The 16,381-nt window shown below is 57.1% G+C and carries 12 protein-coding genes and 1 pseudogene; 10 read left to right on the top strand and 3 right to left on the bottom strand.

Annotated features, from left to right (window positions below):
* Positions 1 to 11 precede the first annotated feature (11 nt).
* A pseudogene (locus C450_RS06080) lies at positions 12 to 851 on the bottom strand (fumarylacetoacetate hydrolase family protein); the annotation flags it as partial.
* A 107-nt stretch (positions 852 to 958) separates the two neighbouring features.
* Between C450_RS06080 and C450_RS06075 the strand changes: the two are divergent.
* The 3 genes from C450_RS06075 to C450_RS06065 all read left to right on the top strand — a co-directional run bounded on the left by C450_RS06075 (position 959) and on the right by C450_RS06065 (position 4,498).
* A complete protein-coding gene (locus C450_RS06075) occupies positions 959 to 2,308 on the top strand; it encodes a hypothetical protein (protein WP_049909898.1) in 1,350 nt (449 codons plus the stop codon).
* Between the two features lie 194 nt (positions 2,309 to 2,502).
* Positions 2,503 to 3,600 carry a Gfo/Idh/MocA family protein gene (locus C450_RS06070; protein WP_049909897.1) on the top strand — a complete coding sequence of 366 codons (1,098 nt, stop codon included), beginning with the start codon at positions 2,503 to 2,505 and terminating at the stop codon, positions 3,598 to 3,600.
* Positions 3,601 to 3,730: 130 nt separating this feature from the next.
* Positions 3,731 to 4,498 carry an IclR family transcriptional regulator gene (locus tag C450_RS06065; protein WP_049909896.1) on the top strand — a complete coding sequence of 256 codons (768 nt, stop codon included), beginning with the start codon at positions 3,731 to 3,733 and terminating at the stop codon, positions 4,496 to 4,498.
* A 324-nt stretch (positions 4,499 to 4,822) separates the two neighbouring features.
* Here C450_RS06065 and C450_RS23440 read toward each other — a convergent pair whose 3' ends face one another.
* On the bottom strand, positions 4,823 to 5,443 hold the full coding sequence (locus C450_RS23440; protein ID WP_394324905.1) for a hypothetical protein: 621 nt from the start codon (positions 5,441 to 5,443) through the stop codon (positions 4,823 to 4,825).
* Positions 5,444 to 5,983: 540 nt separating this feature from the next.
* On the bottom strand, positions 5,984 to 6,280 hold the full coding sequence (locus tag C450_RS23435) for an ATP-binding protein (protein ID WP_394324904.1): 297 nt from the start codon (positions 6,278 to 6,280) through the stop codon (positions 5,984 to 5,986).
* Between the two features lie 810 nt (positions 6,281 to 7,090).
* Here C450_RS23435 and C450_RS06055 point away from each other — a divergent pair.
* From C450_RS06055 to cas5b, 7 genes are all read left to right on the top strand, one after another.
* Entirely contained in the window at positions 7,091 to 8,251 is a 1,161-nt protein-coding gene (locus tag C450_RS06055) for a Fic family protein (protein WP_005041372.1), read from the top strand.
* 523 nt (positions 8,252 to 8,774) lie between these two features.
* Positions 8,775 to 9,542, top strand: coding sequence for a SprT-like domain-containing protein (locus C450_RS06050; RefSeq protein ID WP_005041369.1), 768 nt, complete (start codon positions 8,775 to 8,777; stop codon positions 9,540 to 9,542).
* A gap of 39 nt (positions 9,543 to 9,581) precedes the next feature.
* Positions 9,582 to 9,842, top strand: coding sequence for a hypothetical protein (locus tag C450_RS06045; protein WP_005041367.1), 261 nt, complete (start codon positions 9,582 to 9,584; stop codon positions 9,840 to 9,842).
* 568 nt (positions 9,843 to 10,410) lie between these two features.
* Entirely contained in the window at positions 10,411 to 11,157 is a 747-nt protein-coding gene (gene cas6 / locus C450_RS06040; RefSeq protein WP_206536835.1) for a CRISPR-associated endoribonuclease Cas6, read from the top strand.
* Positions 11,157 to 13,232 (top strand): CRISPR-associated protein, encoded by a 2,076-nt coding sequence (locus C450_RS06035; RefSeq protein ID WP_005041362.1) that lies wholly within the window; start codon positions 11,157 to 11,159, stop codon positions 13,230 to 13,232. The genes cas6 and C450_RS06035 overlap by 1 nt, the downstream gene beginning before the upstream one ends.
* On the top strand, positions 13,229 to 14,251 hold the full coding sequence (gene cas7b, locus C450_RS06030) for a type I-B CRISPR-associated protein Cas7/Csh2 (RefSeq protein ID WP_005041360.1): 1,023 nt from the start codon (positions 13,229 to 13,231) through the stop codon (positions 14,249 to 14,251). The genes C450_RS06035 and cas7b overlap by 4 nt, the downstream gene beginning before the upstream one ends.
* 63 nt (positions 14,252 to 14,314) lie before the next feature.
* Complete coding sequence (gene cas5b / locus C450_RS06025) at positions 14,315 to 15,085, top strand: type I-B CRISPR-associated protein Cas5b (protein ID WP_206536834.1); 771 nt, start codon at positions 14,315 to 14,317, stop codon at positions 15,083 to 15,085.
* Positions 15,086 to 16,381: the final 1,296 nt, after the last annotated feature.

The raw sequence follows: 16,381 nt of genomic DNA, 5'->3' as shown, positions 1-16,381 counted from the left end.
GATGAGCGGTCGACGACCGGATTCGTCAGGGACCCAATTCCTTCTATCTCCGCTGCCGTCGTCTGTCCGGGTTCGAGAACCTCGACCGGGTCACGAAAGATGCCGACACCTCCAGGTGTCCCCGTCGAGATGACGTCACCCGCGCGGAGCGTCATCGACTGGCTGATGTAGGCGACGAGCTCCCCGACGTCGAAGATGAACTGGTCGGTGCTCGAAGCCTGTCTGACCTCTCCATCGACGCGCAGCTCGACGTCGACGCTGTTCGGGTCGAAATCGGCACCGGCAACAAGTGTGGGTCCCATCGGCGCGAACGTGTCGTAGCTCTTCCCGCGGTAGAACTGCCCGTCGGCGTTCTGGGCCGTCCGTCCACTAACGTCGTTGACCACCGTGTAACCCGCAACGTGTTCGTAGGCTTCCGATTCAGTGAGGTCCTTCCCACGTTCACCGATCACGACCCCGAGTTCGACCTCGTAGTCGACCTCCTCCTTGTCGGGGTCAGGGTGGACGATCGGATCGCCGGGGTTCGTGACCGCCGTCGGTGCCTTGCCGAACAACATCGGCTGGTCGGGGATTTCCTCGTCCTGTTCGTCGGCGTGGTCTCTGTAGTTGAGCCCGCAGCAAACGATCTTCCCCGGGCGAGGAACCGGCGCGAGCAGCGACACTTCGTCGGCGCCGACCTGCGTCAGCGTATCGCTCTCGACGAGCGTGGTCACTCTCGAACGGTAGGTCCGATTCGAGATCTCTCCAAGAGTCGGTTCCCCCTCCGGAACACCGGAGAGCGCGTGAATCGTCGAACTGTCCTTCACTCCCCACGTCGGAGCGGTACCATCCGTATAGCGAACGAATTGCATCAGACCCTGCGAGAGCCACTACGGACTTAAGTCTTGATATGGCACGAGCAACGGTGCCAACGCCGAACGGCAACACGCTTATTGCGGAACGCGTGAGTCGCTGTGGTATGAAACGAGAAAACGCTACGGAAGCAGTCGACTACCTCTCAGTACCGGAAGACACCATCGTCGAGGCGTGCGGTGAACCGTCCCTCCCGGAACTCGGGGTCATCGAACAGGTCTGGAACACCGATCCGATCCCCCCGACACGGACCGCTACGGTAACAGCACGGGCCGTCGAGGACCTCTCGTTGACGGATGTTCCCGCCGGAGGTGAGGTCGCACTCGGCGTCGGTAGTCGCGGCATCGCGAATCTCGACGAAATAGTCACAGGCGTCGTGAGCGTGCTCGTCGACACTGGATACCAACCATTCGTCTTCCCGGCGATGGGAAGCCACGGCGGTGCCACGGGAACGGGCCAGCGCGAGATGCTGAACGAACTCGGGATCACGGAGTCAGCAATCAACTGCGAGATACGATCCCGGATGGACGTCGTCGAAGTGGGCCGTACACCCGACCGTGACGTTCCCGTCGTCGCCGACGCCAACGCCGCCGCAGCCGACGCCATCGTACCGATAAATCGTGTCAAGCCACACACGGACTTCGACGGCTCCGTCGAGAGCGGGCTCTCGAAGATGCTCGTCATCGGGATGGGAAAACAGCGCGGGGCGCAGATCGCTCACAAGTGGGCCGTCGACTGGTCGTTTCGACGGATGATACCCGAGATCACCGGTCGATTGCTCGACTCGCTTCCCGTCGTCGGCGGTATCGCTATCGTCGAAGACCAGCGCGACGACACGACGCTCATCGAGGGAGTTCCCCCGAGTGGTTTCCTCGATCGGGAGCAGGAACTGCTGGAGCTGGCGTACGATTCCATGCCCACGCTACCGTTCAGGGATCTCGACGTGGTAGTCTTCGATCGACAGGGCAAGGAGATCAGCGGACAGGGTATGGACACGAATGTTATCGGCCGACGACCGTTCTCGATCAACGAGCCAGCGCCCGACGAGCCGGAGATCAAGCGCATATTCACCCGTGGCTTGACCGAGACGACTCACGGCAACGCGATGGGAGTCGGTTCGGCCGACATGATCCACGAGAACATCGTCGCAGAGATAGACGCACCGACGACACTGATCAACGCACTCACCGCGAGCACGATTCGGGGGGTCAAACTCCCGCCGGTCGTCGAAACGGACCGTGCAGGCCTCGTTGCCTCGCTCTCGACCATCGGTGTCGTCGACCCCGACACCGTTCGCGTTCTCCGAGCGGCCGACACCATGCACCTCCACCGCCTCTACGCGTCGACGGCGCTGGTCGAGGAAGCGCGCGATCGAAACGACCTGCGTGTGGTGGAGGAGCCAGCACCAATCAGGTTCGATGATGGTCAGTTTGCGGCACCATCGTTGCACCAGTGACGAACAACACGATAGCAAATCGACAATGGACAGTGTGACAAGCATCGATAGGGACAGCACCCATTACAAGATTTATTAGGGTGGGGGGTGGTTAGTGATGTATCGAAGTCCGGTAACAGCGTATCCTACCATCGGTGTATCCGGTGCCACACGATACGAGGCTGCCGGGCACCACAAACCAGGTGAATGTACCTATGACATACAAAGCAGGCGTCGTTGGGACAGGCGGTATCGCAGGTATGGGTATTCTCGGTATGCACGACGAGGAAATCATTGGCAAAGAAAAGATCGACGCAAGCCACGCGGGCGGGTACGCTAATACGGACGAGATAGATCTCATTGCTGTGGCCGATATCGATGAACAGAACCTCAAGACGTTCGGTCAGGCATGGAATATCCCGCTGGATCGTCAGTACGTTGGGCACGACGCCATGCTTGCCGCAGAAGACCTCGACGTCATCTCGGTCTGCACACCGTCTTATCTCCATCACGAGCATGTAATCGACGCCGCACAGTCCGCCGCCGACCCTGACGTGATCTGGTGTGAGAAACCGATTGCCTCCCGAGTGAGCGCTGCCGAGAAAATGGTCGAGGTCTGTAACGAGACAGGAACCGAACTAGTCATCAACCATTCATTCAGGTTTACTGATAAGCTTCAGCGTCTCCACGATCTCATTCACAAGCAGGATTTGCTGGGTGAGGTCAAGTCAGTGAGTACTCAGTACCGCATGGAACTGATGCGTAACTCCACACACGTACTGGATACGCTGGTATATCTACTTGATGCTCGTGCAGAACAGGTTAGTGGATATATCAACGGCGAGAACGAGGCCATCGATTCGCTTGACGCGGCAACTGAGGTCACGGATTCGGGTGGTGGTGGACATCTCGTCATGGACGGGGGCGCATTCATTACTGTCGACTGTACGATCCCACGTGACATCTCGTCGATGATGCTGAATTTCATCGGCACCGAAGGGAAACTCTACATGAACAACGACGACGGTGAGTGGCGGTACTGGTCGTTCGAAGATGGAGAACATGTGGAGCGGGCGCTTCCCGGTATCGATGGCGCATGGACTTGGGAGGACGACTACAAACGGTCGTTCGCAAACGCCGCCAATCACGTTCAAGACCTGCTGAACGGAGAAACTGAGAATTACTCTCCAGGCACCGAGGCTACCAGATCGCTCGAGATCATCGTTGCCTTCTATCTGTCAGACTACACTGGATCAACGATCGAAATACCGCTGGAACACCCTCTCTGCGAAATCCCGATCACATCGTGGTAGCACGGCCTTTCAGACTCTCGGATCGGATAAACCGTTCCAATCGGTATCTCTCACTCTCGATCGATTTTGACTGTATCCCCATTCAGTAAGTCTGGAACAGATTTATTATGGTTGCAGGATTGTGTGTGGTATGGCCAAGCAACAGACCCGACCCACGGTGAAAACAGCTCGGACGACTCTCGAAATACTCGAAGCACTCAAGCAACGGAACGGAGCAACAGTGACCGATCTGACCGACGCGTTCGACTTGTCGAACAGCAGCATTCACAACTACCTCACTACGCTCGAACGGGACGGGTACGTCATGAAAAAAGATGATACGTACCACGTTGGGTTGCGCCTTCTCAGTTTGGGTGGGGCCGCACGCCACGGTGAGCAAATATACGATATCGCAAAGGACGAAGTGAGAGCAATCGCAGACGAGACTGGAGAACTAGCAAACCTTCTCGTCGAAGAGCACGGTAAAGGGATATATGTATATCGCGCACAGGGAGAGAACGCGGTCATGACCGACTCGTATATCGGCCAGCGCGTTTACTTACACAATACTGCACTGGGAAACGCGATCCTCGCGCACCTACCGGAAGACCGTGTGAACGAGATACTTGACCAGCACGGGATGCCAGCAGCGACGGAAAATACCATCACGAACAGAGACGACCTCTTTGCCGAACTCGAACGCATCCGCGAAGAGGGTGTTGCGTTCGACGACGAGGCGCGCCTGAAAGGGCTCCGGTGTGTCGCCGTCCCTATCGTAAACAACAACGACACGGTAGAGGGTGCTATCAGCGTCTCAGGCCCTGCAAGTCGGTTCGAAGGAGAATGGTTTCAGGAAGAACTCCCCGAGAAACTCAAACGTATAGCCAACGTTGTCGAGCTAAACACCACCTATACGTAACCATCAGTTCGTACAACTTGGATTTGGTGTAGTAAAACAGATCGAGATCCAGTATTATTGGCTAAGAGAATTAATCGCTGGCTAGTCATCGCTCAGTGCATCAATCATTGTTTTGTTCGAATTAGTTTCAATATTACTACTAAAAGTTTGCTATTGCTACTATACTATCCAGTATTGCTCAGCAGGAGCAAACAATGTGCCACGTGATCTGTAACAGTTGTAGCAGTGTTATTTTGAGAGCCTTGTTGGCTAGGAACACTTTGAAAGATGATCTTACCATCGCCAAATACTACGTGATATTAGCCACATTTAGTTCCCGTCCATTCAAATTTCTGCCAGTCTATGGTGTTGGTTGCCGAGCGCGGCGGCGTACTCGCTGAAATATTCGACGAGCGCCGCGATCCGGTCGGAGTCGAGCGCTTCGAGCGAGTCGATCACGATGAACGGCAGTGACTCGTGGAGGTCGTGGACCAGATAGCCAGCCAGCGCAAAGACGAGGCCGGTGACCTCGCGTTCGCTTTCCGAAAGGTGGCCGATCGAGTCTTCGTAGGTCGTCCCCTCGTCGGTGCTCCGGATCACGTGGAGGTCGAACACGCCGCGCTCGACCTTCCGCCGCCCTTCCCGCACTGTTTGCTCGGTGCGCTCGATCCAGATCCGTTCGATGTTGGCGTAGTCAAGCACACCGAGAATGGTCTCCATGTGGTCGTTGAATTCCTCGACCGCCTCGGATTCGAGCTGTTCGATCCGGGTCCGCAGGTCCGCTAGCTCGGTCTGGAGTTCCTCGCGACGCTCGGTCAGGCGGTCGCGTTCGGCAAGGTCCTCTTCTACGCTCGTGATCTCCTCGCGGACGTCCTCCAGATCGGTTTCGAGCCGGCCGAGTTCGAACTCGAGCTGGTTGGCCTCCTTGTGGCGATCAAGCAGTTCGCTTTGATCTTGCCCCTCCAACGCTTCGACCTCCGCTTCACGCTCGTTGATCTCGTCCTCCAGAGCACTGCGCTCGTCGGTGAGTTCCTCAAGCGTCGCCTCGCGCTGGGTGATCTCGCGGTCGACCTCGTCGAGCTTGTGGTCGACGCGCTCGCGCCGGTCGGTCCGCTCGTCGAGTTCGGCGTCGATCTCGTTACGCTTCGACGATCGGTCGCGGCGGAGTTCCCGGAGGTTGTCGAGGGTGTCGTCGATCGCATCGCGTCGGCGTCTTCGATCTCGGTCTCTTTTTCGTTGAGTTCGGCGCGTTTGTCCTCGAGTTGGTCTTCGAGGCGTGTCTTCTCGGTTTCGAGTTCGGGCAGTCGCGAATCGAGGGAATCCAACCGATCGAGTTCGTCGTCGAGATCGCGTTTCTCGGCTTCGAGTTGTTTGATCTCGGCCTGGATCGCAGCGGTATCGACGGGGCGCATGATGACCTCGCGGAGGTCGTCGTCGCGCGCGACCGCCTGGCGCGCTTCGTTGGATTCGAGCAGGAATCCGAACAACTCGGCGGCTTCAGTGTCCTCAAGGTAGGGGGCCGCCGTCGAAGACCACCGTGCCGTTGCGACGTTCGAGCGTCCGTGTGTAGGTCTCGCCGTCGAGAGTGAGTTCGACCTCACCGCGGTCGGCGTCACCCTTGAGCGAGACGTGCTCGGAGCCGAGCGTGGCCATCAACGCTTGGAGAAGCGACGTCCGGTTAGTGGCGTTTCGACCAGTGAGGGAAGTGACGCCTAGCGAGAGCGCGATCTCGGTGGTGTCGATCCCGCCAACGTTCTCGACACTGAGTTCGGCGTGTTCTTCGGGAGCTTGCGTTTGACTCATTGGCTTATCCCAGTACAACAGCCATTCCTACAAACTCTTTCTTGTTCGACCAGAGTTTTTCGCGAAGGCGTCAGTAACGACAATATGCGTGTTACTTAACGGTGGGTAGCGTAATTCAGTCCACATTCACACGTCGATCAACGACTAGGTGACGGCCCACCAGCACAACGCGATCGACGGGGAGCTCACCAAGCACTCACTCATCAGGCGAATTGAGAGCAAAAGACAATAGAATTAATTAGAATATCTCTCCCATCCACGACTCGACTAATGACCCTCCTGGTTGAGTGGAGTGGAAGACAGCCAGTAAACGAAATACTGAGAATTACGGGGTCAAAGTCGGGTGTGAGGCGGAAAGCACTATAATACGGTGATCGATACTACACCCGGCGATATCGCTTCGGGAAATTTTATTATAAATGTTTGCTGCGGTGATCTCCAATAGAGCAAAGACGATATATCCACATGGAAACAGACTCGTCCCAACAAGACCTCGCACAACGACTCCGTGGATCTGCTGATCAATCGCGTCAGGACTTCGTACCGTCCAACACGGTGTCGAATACGGGCTCAACGCACGAAACTCCGGGACTCCGAACCCTTAGCTTGGAGTTCCTTCTGACGTCCGTGCGCGTTCGAAGTCGACTCTTCAAACCTCCTGTTCGTGGTTACTCGTGCTTAGCTCTCTAAGCACGAGTAAAAATAGTACTCCTCAACCAGATCTATCGTAGGGTGGCAAATATAGGGTTGTGTATAGCGAGAATAGAATTCCGTTATCTATATTGGCTCTCGACGACGTAGTAGATAGCTATGAGGCCAGAAAGTTTTGTTGAGGACTCCCCGGGTGAAGTCGAGACAGTCGATGGCATCTTCGCCTTTAGCCCGGACCCACTCCCACCGGATCTCAACGCGACACACGAACTGGTTGATGAGAATGGAGACGCGATGTATGCTGTGGGGCAGCTCTCTGATCTGGATACGTGGCTGGATTCTCCCGAAGTCATTCTGAGTCCACTTATTCATCGCGAGGCTGTTGACTCCTCGAATATCGAGACGACGACGCGGCTCACGCTTTCGGACATTTATCGACGAGAAGCGGGCGAAGAGCCCGGACGAACCGCAACTGAGCGAGCTGACATCACGGAGGCTCAAAACTACGTTGAAGCGATAACGGTCGGAATTCAGGCCCTTCGTGATGGTGCCGAGTTGGATCGGGACTTGCTATGCCGGCTACACGAAATATTGCTGCGAGGTGCCCGCGGCGAACAAAAAAATCCTGGGGAGTTCCGTGAGGACCTCGTGGGGATTGACGAACGAGGAACTCCACTCAGTGATGCGCGATTCGTGCCGACGCCGCCGGCCAGTATCCCGTACGCACTACGCAGTCTCCTCCAGTATATCCGATCCGGGCCCACATATGCGCCATTGGTTGATCTGGCGCTCATTCACTATCAGTTCGAGACGATCCATCCGTTTCGAGATGGAAACGGACGTCTCGGTCGTCTTCTCGTGATGCTGGCACTCTACAAATGGGAGCTACTTCCCGGCCCCTATCTCTACCCATCATCGTATTTCAACGCGAATCGGGATGCCTACCTCGACAATCTTCTTGCTGTGAGCCGAGACGGTGCCTGGACTGAGTGGGTATCGTTTTTCGTCCAAGCGATCGCCGAACAGGGCCGAGAAGCTTACACAGTTGCCCGGGAACTCCTCGCTCTTCGGGATCGCTATCGAGGACAGTATCGTGGACAGGGTGCGGTGATTCGCGAACTCATTGATTTCATCATCGAACACCCGTACCTCACTGAACCACAGGCCGTTGACGCGCTCGATCGGTCACAACCAGCAGTCAATCAGGCAGTTCGGCGACTATGGAACGACGACACCTTGCGTGAGACGACCGGTCAGCAACGAAACAGGCGGTACGAGGTACCAGCCGTTCTTGAGATTGTCGAGCCACACAATCCTTGATCAACAGTCCTCGTGTTTTAGGATTTCCGCGGGTGGTCGTTCAGTTGCTGTCGAACTGCGTTCGCACCTGTTCGATGAGATCAGCGACTCCCTCACTAAGATAGACACCCCCGTCGACGCTCGGATGACAGTCTTTGCAGGGTACATGCCCCCGTCCTTGTGCCTCTCCCCCTCGTTATTCGTGTGATTCGTTCTATCTGGTTGATACGCAAGCATCCGACATTGTGGTATCGTAAGTCATGACTGGATGAGGCGTTGTTCGCAGACATCACCACGCTATCGCCCGGATCACCGTCGTCCTGTGCGACGAGATCGGGGGCGGTGTCGGTGTCGGTGGCGCTCCCCATACACGGCGACGATACGCGCAGTTACTATTAGTATTGTGCAGCGCTGGCTGTAGCGCCAGCAGACCCTGTTCGATGCAGAATGGTCGTCATAGACTCCTCCGCTGGTCCGGTTGCTGTCAGACCGGTAGACGCATACAACCGAGGCTACTTTGCTTCCTGACCGCCTCAGGCGGCGTATGGCAGTGGCTGGCGAGCTCAGTGATTCGCACGAGCTCTCGGAGCGCGCGCGACAGTACGCAAACGCCGTCATCGACGGAGATGAGTGGCCCTTGACGCCCTCCCTTGTCGACCTCGACTGTGTAACCTTCGAAACCAGCACCCGTATGAAACGACAGCACGGCGTGTGCCCCTCCGACGGAGACGGTCACTGCACGATTCGACTCTCCGAGCAGACCTACGAACGAGCGGGCTTTACGGCGATGCAGCAAACGATCCGACACGAACTCGTCCACTGCTATCAGCACCAGACCGACGGCGTTGATCCAGGACACGGTGGGTCATTCAACCAGTGGGTCGATCCGTTAGCCCTCTCGGGACGGTGTAGTACGCACTACGAGACCCAGCCCGAGGACTACAAGTATCAGTTCTACTGCACGCAGGGCTGCGGTTTCATTGGAGGACGCCATCGCTGGAGTGTGGCCGTCCGCCGCGCTATCCGTGGGACACAGGTCTGCGGGGAGTGCGACGGAGAACTCCGTGTTGAGGGGCCGCGCGGCTCCCTTGACGAGGTACCCGAGTGGCGAACTGATTCGGCCATCGATGAAGACGACCTTCGCTATCGCTTCTATTGCGCCAACTGTGGACTCATCGGGGGGCGCAGGCAAATGTGCAAAACCGTTCGACGGGTGATCCGAGGAGAAACCGTCTGTCGAGACTGTGGCTCGTGGGAGATTGAGACCCGGGATGAGAATGGAGACACCGTTACATCTACTCCCCGACGATAAGAGATATGCAAGAATATACGCACAGTACATCGAAGACCCATGACCAGTGACAAGGAGACGGTCTACACCGACTTGGTGGAGGCAAGCACCTCTGTCATCAACCAACTCTTCGAGGATACCCGCGTCGTGGAGATCGGGCAGGTGAAAGCTGATCAGTCGGTCGTATCGGCCGTCAGCGAGCCCCAGCGACTGAAAAGCAGAGCTCGGACAATGCGGTTCAATATGGAGTCAGAGGCCCGAGAGTACTCGTACTGTCTGATAGAGGACGTGGACGAATCTAGAGATGACGGACTATCATGACGAGCGCATCGGGACGATACATTTCGGTGGCAGGGTGTCGCCAACTCGGTCGAGGTGGTGTCTCCGGTCGCCACCCGGAGTACAGTGCCTGCCAGCACCGCCGACGCGCTCCAAGTGCGAGTTTCAGCGCAAGAGGATATCACTCCTCGGTAGCAGCCCATCCCGTTGCAAGACGACTGAGTAAATCACAATTTGAATACCAGTAGAGTAATACAGGAATCCGAGAGGACGTCAAGGCGAATTTCACGTTCCGGTGACCTCAGCGGAATTTCCCTAATCGCCCTCTCTGTCCGGACTGGAGTACTGCCCCCGGAACTAAGTCACCTCTCAGACAAGGGGAGGTAGAGTGGCCAGAACCCAGACCAGCATCCCTCCATGGAATGTACTGAGAGTCAATCAAAGCAGACAACACTCGAATGAAACGCCACAAATCGATGTGGTCGTTCGATAGACCGATCGCTTCGAGCAATCAACACTGGGATAACTCACCAAAGATGAAACCGCCGAGACGACACCACCGGGCGGCTCTGGGCATCATTTCACCACTCACATGAGGGCCATGGTCGAGATGACGGCTCGGCGTGATTTCGAGTACGACAACACCTACAATCGTTCCCTCCAGGCTCGCATCTACAACAGCCTCGACGGAACCGAGTATGCCGGACTCCATGAGAACGATAACATCAAACTCTTCTCGTATTCGCCGCCGATTCCACCCCGAAATGGTGAGGAGGGCGACACCCGTCGCCTCATTATCGCAGGCGACGATGATACGCTCGTGACCACGATCGCCACCGGTCTGTGTCAAAACCCAGAGCTCAACCTGCACGAAATGCCGTTCCACGTTGAGCGAGCGTTTTCGATCGACGTCACACTTGGTGACCGTGGCGCACTCACGACTGGATCGCCCATCATCACCCGATTCAACAGGGACACAGCAGACGAACACGGTATCGAAACCGAGTATGACAAAACCTACTGGCGACCCGAACACGGCACCGACCTGTTCTTCGAGCAACTGAACCGGAACATCCAGCAGAAGTACCGCATCGCCTACGACGAACAGCCACCAGACCCACCCTACTTCACAGGGTATTCGTTCGATCGTGAGGTCGTGAAGCCACTTAGATTCGACACAGAGCCAGTCACGTTTGTCGGCGGTGAGTGGACCTTCGAGTACGAAATCGAGAGTGGCGATCATCGCAAGGTGCTGAATCTCGCACTCGACGCCGGACTCGGTGAATTAAACGCCCTTGGCTTCGGCTTTATGAACCGGAGCGAGGACGTCAACGACGGAAGTGACGAGATACCATGATGCAGGCCGCACTCCGAACCATCGGCGAAGCCATCATCGACGACGAGTACACCACCGAGTACCAACCATACTACACTGCCAGCCCGATCTCTGGGACCAACAAGGCCATCGAGTCGGTTGTTGTGCTGCGCTTCGAGCGTATCGGCGACCGGATGGAGTACCGCGGGACAGAACTGATCGACCTAGAGAACAACCCGGAAGCAACCGCCACCAGGTTCGGCTACGTCTCCTCGTCGGGGAAGACTGATAACAGTGTCACCAAACGGCTCACCCAGAACAATCCCGTCGACGAGCGCTATTCCGCACTCCTCGAGTGGTTCGATGAGGACGTCCTCGGCGACGAGTTACTCTCCGATCCGGATATCGCCGGCGTGCGGAGTATTCTCTGTGAACCGATCGGGGCCACACACGAGCAAGTCAAGCAAGACATCGACAATATCGCCCAGCGCGTCGAGTATCGCGCGTTACTCACCCTCTCGATCACCGAGAACGGCCAAGAGCGCTACGTCGGCGAACTCACCGCGTACAACGAAGGCATGAAACGCTGGGCGGCCGAGGACGTCCGCACCAAATCCACCGCGAAGGACAGCTATGGGTTCGCACGCTGTAGTATCTGCGATACAGAGACCGAGTGCTTTGGATTGGGAGCCAAGATGGGCGAGCAGTACGCGGTGAAACAGCAGTGGCCCTTCCTTGACGTGAACAGTTCCGAAGCCTGGCGGAATCGCCCGCTCTGCATGGAGTGTATCACCGCTATTGAGGTCGCGTCCGATCGGTTTCTCGAAGCCCAAGACTATGGTGTCCCGGGCATCCGGTGTCGTGTCATTCCATACGCGCTTCCTATGCCGGCTGCGACCGACCAGCTGAAAGCATTGATTCGTGAGGCACGCTTCGAGCTCACTGGTGGCGACACGGACAACGATACCGCACGCCAGCGCCCCCTCTCGACAGCGTGGGAGAACTACCGACACGCGGTCGAAACGACCGACCAGCCCGACGTGCTCCGACTCGCGTTCAGCCATATCATCCGCGAAACCACCAAAACACATGGCGTCGCGTGGATCGACGGCGTGAGTATCGGTCAGGTCGTCGCCCTACGAACGGCTCTCGAAGAACTCTACGAGAACGACCCGGTGTTCGAGCAGGGGCTGCTCCCCAAGCCGGATCCACCGACCGAGCAGCAGTTGTTCTCCGGCAGCTGGGTGTTTCAGCTACTCGCCGGGACACGAGGAAGCGACCACCGTGACCAGTACATCGGCGACGAAACCCCGTGGGTCGAGTACACCGAGCGCTTGCTCACGAACGGACCCGTCAATTACAGTGAGGTGATCGCAGTGCTGATGCGTGAAATCTACGCGCGCTACCGCGACCGCCTCGACGAGGACACTGACTATCCGTATGACGGGTTCCACCTCGCGGCAACGTATGGCTTCTTACGTCTCGCGTCAGAACAGGGAATCCTACGGGACACGCAGACTGGGAACAATGATACTGACGAGGCAGCCATGACCATGACCTCACTCGACAGTTCGTACACTAGCTTCGGCGACGGCATCCGAACGTTTGTCGCCGCCCATCCAAGTATCGAGAACTCACCGGGACGAACTGCCGCGTTCGTCCTCGGCGCAGCAGCCGCTCAACTCTCGAACTGGCAAGCCTACCGCGGTCTCAGCCGGACGTTCGTTCAATCACGCAACGTCGATCAGCTGACCGCTGAAATCCTCACCCGGTGGCAGACCGACATCTGGGAGAAAGCGAAAATCTACAACCAGCAGGCCGGCCGCTACGGCGTCCCATGGGCCGACGCCGAAAGCCTGTTCCACGAAGCCGTCCTCGCCGGGGAGAACGATTCCAACGGCTGGCAAGCCACCGCCGAGGAAATTCGGTATCACTACGTCCTCGGCGTGAACGTCGGCCCGAACATCAGCCAGCGAGCCCAGGAAAATCGCGATGACCAAACCATTCCAGAAACCGAGGACGAGGAACCTGTCTCGGGTCCTGCCATAGAAGACGAGCGGTCTGAAATGAACGAAGATAGTGAACCAGGTCACCCAGCCACCGGAGCAGAACAATGAGCTACCAAGAATCCACTGCTGACGCAGAGAGGACTGACAGCATCGAGAATCGCAGCGAGATCGTGTTTCTCTACGACGCGGTCGATACCAACCCGAACGGGAATCCGTTGACCGAAGAAAACCGCCCGCGAGTCGACGACTTCACCGGTGAAGCACTCGTTACTGATGTCCGGCTCAAGCGCGTTATCCGTGATTATCTCGACCGGCACGGCGAGACGATTCTCATCAAAGCCTCCGGTGACGAAGGCCGCGACGACAAGGACGATCGCTATGCGGTGTTGATGGAGGAGATGGAGCCGCTCATGGCCGAAGACGGCCCGAACATGACCGAGGAAGAAGCGTTCCTCGCGGTCGCCACCGACGTTCGCCTATTCGGCGAGACCATGACGTTTGACTCCCCGATCGACCGCTCGTACACGGGACCCGTCCAGTTCAATTTCGGCCGGTCGATGCACCCAGTCAATGAATCGAGTCATGGCAAGACCTCCGTGGTGGCCGCCAGTAGCGACGAGGGTGATCGCTCCGAAGGGGGGAACATGTTCACCGACTACCGGATCGACTACGCGTTGATGCGATTTCATGGCGTCATCAACGAACACAACGCCGCCGAAACTGGCCTCGACACCCGAGACGTCGCACTCCTCGAAGACGGCCTCTGGCACGGCACCCGCAACGAAACAAACTCTGCGTCGAAACAAGGCCACGAGCCACGTCTCCTCGTTCGCATCGAGTACGATACCGACGACTACCATATCGGCGACCTTCATCGCTCGTTTGCATTCGAACCTGATGGAATGGACGAACGAGCGATGCGCGATATCACCGACGGGCTGGTCGATGCCACCGAGTTCATCAACCTTCTCGAGACCCACGCCGACGATATCGACACCGCACACGTACGCGCGAGCCGCCGGCTCCGCGTGCGCGTCGGCGACATCAAAGATGGTGATGCGTTCGATCTCGAACAAGCGACCCACGACGCGCTCGATACCGAACGTGTCGAGTTCACTGTCGAGTGACGAAACAATGGATCAGATCTTGCCTCCATGACCTCGGTAGTATCTGACGACACAGAGGACGAAATGGAGCAGGTTACTAGCGGTGTGGGCACGGTAGACGCCATCCCCGAAGAGTGTATTGTCCTCGAGATCAGCGGCGAGTTTGCCCATTTCCGCAAACCCTCGACGACCTCACCCGCACAGACGTTCGGGATCCCTCCACGGACGACGGTTGCCGGAATGCTCGCAGGGATGCTCGGGATGGAGCGCGATTCGTACTACGAGCTGTTCAGCCGTGAAACCAGCAGCGTGGCCGTGTCGCTAGAATCCTCACTCCGGCGGCTTTCGGTCGGGATCAATGTACTCACGACTGATGGACCGAACACCTCACCGACGAGCGGCCGACCAGGAAAACACATCACCGGACACCGCCAGCAAACCGTCTTCGAGGTCCTCTGTGATCCCATCTACCGGGTCTACGTCGGGCTCGACGATGAGACAGTGATGGACCGGATGGAGGAGATGTTCGCAGCCGGGAAATCAGTATATACACTGTCACTCGGACTCAGTGAATACCTGGCAACGTTCGAGTTCATTGGCCGGTTCGATGTGAGCACGCATACAGGCCGTGCTACCGTCCGGACAGCAGTCCCCGGAGAGGAGGTGGACTTGATTCCCGCAACGGACGCCAGGTACGTGACCGAACGCTCGCCAGCGTTCATGACCACACACGGTGAGGGTGGACGGAAAGCGGATGGGTCGCAGACGCTCACATACGACAGAAACGGTGGCCCGATCGAGCTCCGAGAGACGCCGTATGCGATCGTCGACGGGGATCCGATCGTGTTCTCGTAGCCCTCTTTCTCGACTCGATGAATTTGCGACGGATTTGGAATGCAGCAGGCACTGGAGGGAACCCCAAGCTATAGGCTGGTGGCAAGAGAACTGACTTCCATTCCAGACGTACTTGAAAGTCTTGAAACAACTCACCGTATGGAATCGGGTTCCACGCTATCCACGTTCCAGACGCACTACGAGGTCTTGAAATAGCACCTCACGACGGCTCTGTCCCGTATCGTCGCATGTTCCAGATGCACCGCGAGGTTTTGCAACGACCCGATCGTTCCGAATGACGTTCCCATCAAATCAGATTCCAGACGTGCTCGAAGGCTTGAAAATCAGATCGCTGGATCCGAGACACCCGCCCGCTTGGTGGTTTCAGACGAAACATCGAGGATTTTGAAATCACTGTTGGTGGAGCGTGTACTGGCCGTGTGGCTGGTTCCAGATGAACCCCTGAGGTCTTGGAATGTCGTACTTGGGACGACAGGGGCCGCACTCGCTAGTTACAGATGCACCACTGGGTCTTGAAACTTCACCGCGACAACTGGGACACTAGAGTTCGACGGTTACAGACGCACCAGTGAGGTTTTGCAATATATTGCTGATCAGCCGTATCGCGTTATGAGGGACTTGTTCAAGACGAACCCATTGTGGTCTTGGAACATGCTCGGGTATGCTCCCACGTATTTCCACTAAGTATTTCAGATGTACTTATGAGGTCTTGCAAGCTGGGTAGCTACGTCGAGAAGCACGGACCACGGAAAGTTTCAGACGGACCCTTGCGGTTTTGCAACGAGATGACGATTTGCGACGGGCTTGTGTGGTCAGCTGATTCAAGATGAACCCTAGAGGTCTTGCACTGATCGTGGGAGTGAATTACCCTTGGTTTGCCGGAGCAGTTACAGATACACCTCTAAGATCTTGCTACGATTACATCATGCTCGCGGCGGCGCAACGACTCGTGTTGCAGACGCATCCATGAGGTAGTGCGACCGCGGTCGCTGGCGACGGCGGGGCGAACGCCGAGTTGCAGACGCACCCATGAGGTAGTGCGATGTCTGAACGACTGTCGGCAAGGATACTGGAGAGCGTGTCATCGAATAGTCCACGCACTCTGCGGAGCGCACTTACTGCCGGTTTGTGATGTTCGTGCTTTCGCACTCCGGACATTGGGTGAGGACGCCAAGCGGAGGCGCTTCCACGGAGTTCCACTCACTGTTATCCGGCATCGCTTCGAAGCCACAACTCAGACACAGTGAGGACTGCGCTGGAGAATCACTCATCGCTGCAACGGGTGCCGGGTTTCGG

It is taken from the genome of Halococcus salifodinae DSM 8989 (assembly GCF_000336935.1).
In the GTDB taxonomy this organism is placed as follows: domain Archaea; phylum Halobacteriota; class Halobacteria; order Halobacteriales; family Halococcaceae; genus Halococcus; species Halococcus salifodinae.
Note: the sequence above shows the minus strand (reverse complement) of the source record. Positions and strands in the feature narration are given on the sequence as shown.

Excerpts from the sequence above, each read along its gene's own strand:
- C450_RS23435 (WP_394324904.1), bottom strand. The coding sequence starts at position 6,280 with ATGAGTCAAACGCAAGCTCCCGAAGAACACGCCGAACTCAGTGTCGAG.
- C450_RS06035 (WP_005041362.1), top strand. The coding sequence starts at position 11,157 with ATGCAGGCCGCACTCCGAACCATCGGCGAAGCCATCATCGACGACGAG.
- C450_RS06055 (WP_005041372.1), top strand. The coding sequence starts at position 7,091 with ATGAGGCCAGAAAGTTTTGTTGAGGACTCCCCGGGTGAAGTCGAGACA.
- C450_RS06065 (WP_049909896.1), top strand. The coding sequence starts at position 3,731 with ATGGCCAAGCAACAGACCCGACCCACGGTGAAAACAGCTCGGACGACT.
- C450_RS06045 (WP_005041367.1), top strand. The coding sequence starts at position 9,582 with ATGACCAGTGACAAGGAGACGGTCTACACCGACTTGGTGGAGGCAAGC.
- cas7b (WP_005041360.1), top strand. The coding sequence starts at position 13,229 with ATGAGCTACCAAGAATCCACTGCTGACGCAGAGAGGACTGACAGCATC.
- C450_RS06070 (WP_049909897.1), top strand. The coding sequence starts at position 2,503 with ATGACATACAAAGCAGGCGTCGTTGGGACAGGCGGTATCGCAGGTATG.
- cas5b (WP_206536834.1), top strand. The coding sequence starts at position 14,315 with ATGGAGCAGGTTACTAGCGGTGTGGGCACGGTAGACGCCATCCCCGAA.
- C450_RS06050 (WP_005041369.1), top strand. The coding sequence starts at position 8,775 with ATGGCAGTGGCTGGCGAGCTCAGTGATTCGCACGAGCTCTCGGAGCGC.
- C450_RS06075 (WP_049909898.1), top strand. The coding sequence starts at position 959 with ATGAAACGAGAAAACGCTACGGAAGCAGTCGACTACCTCTCAGTACCG.
- cas6 (WP_206536835.1), top strand. The coding sequence starts at position 10,411 with ATGACGGCTCGGCGTGATTTCGAGTACGACAACACCTACAATCGTTCC.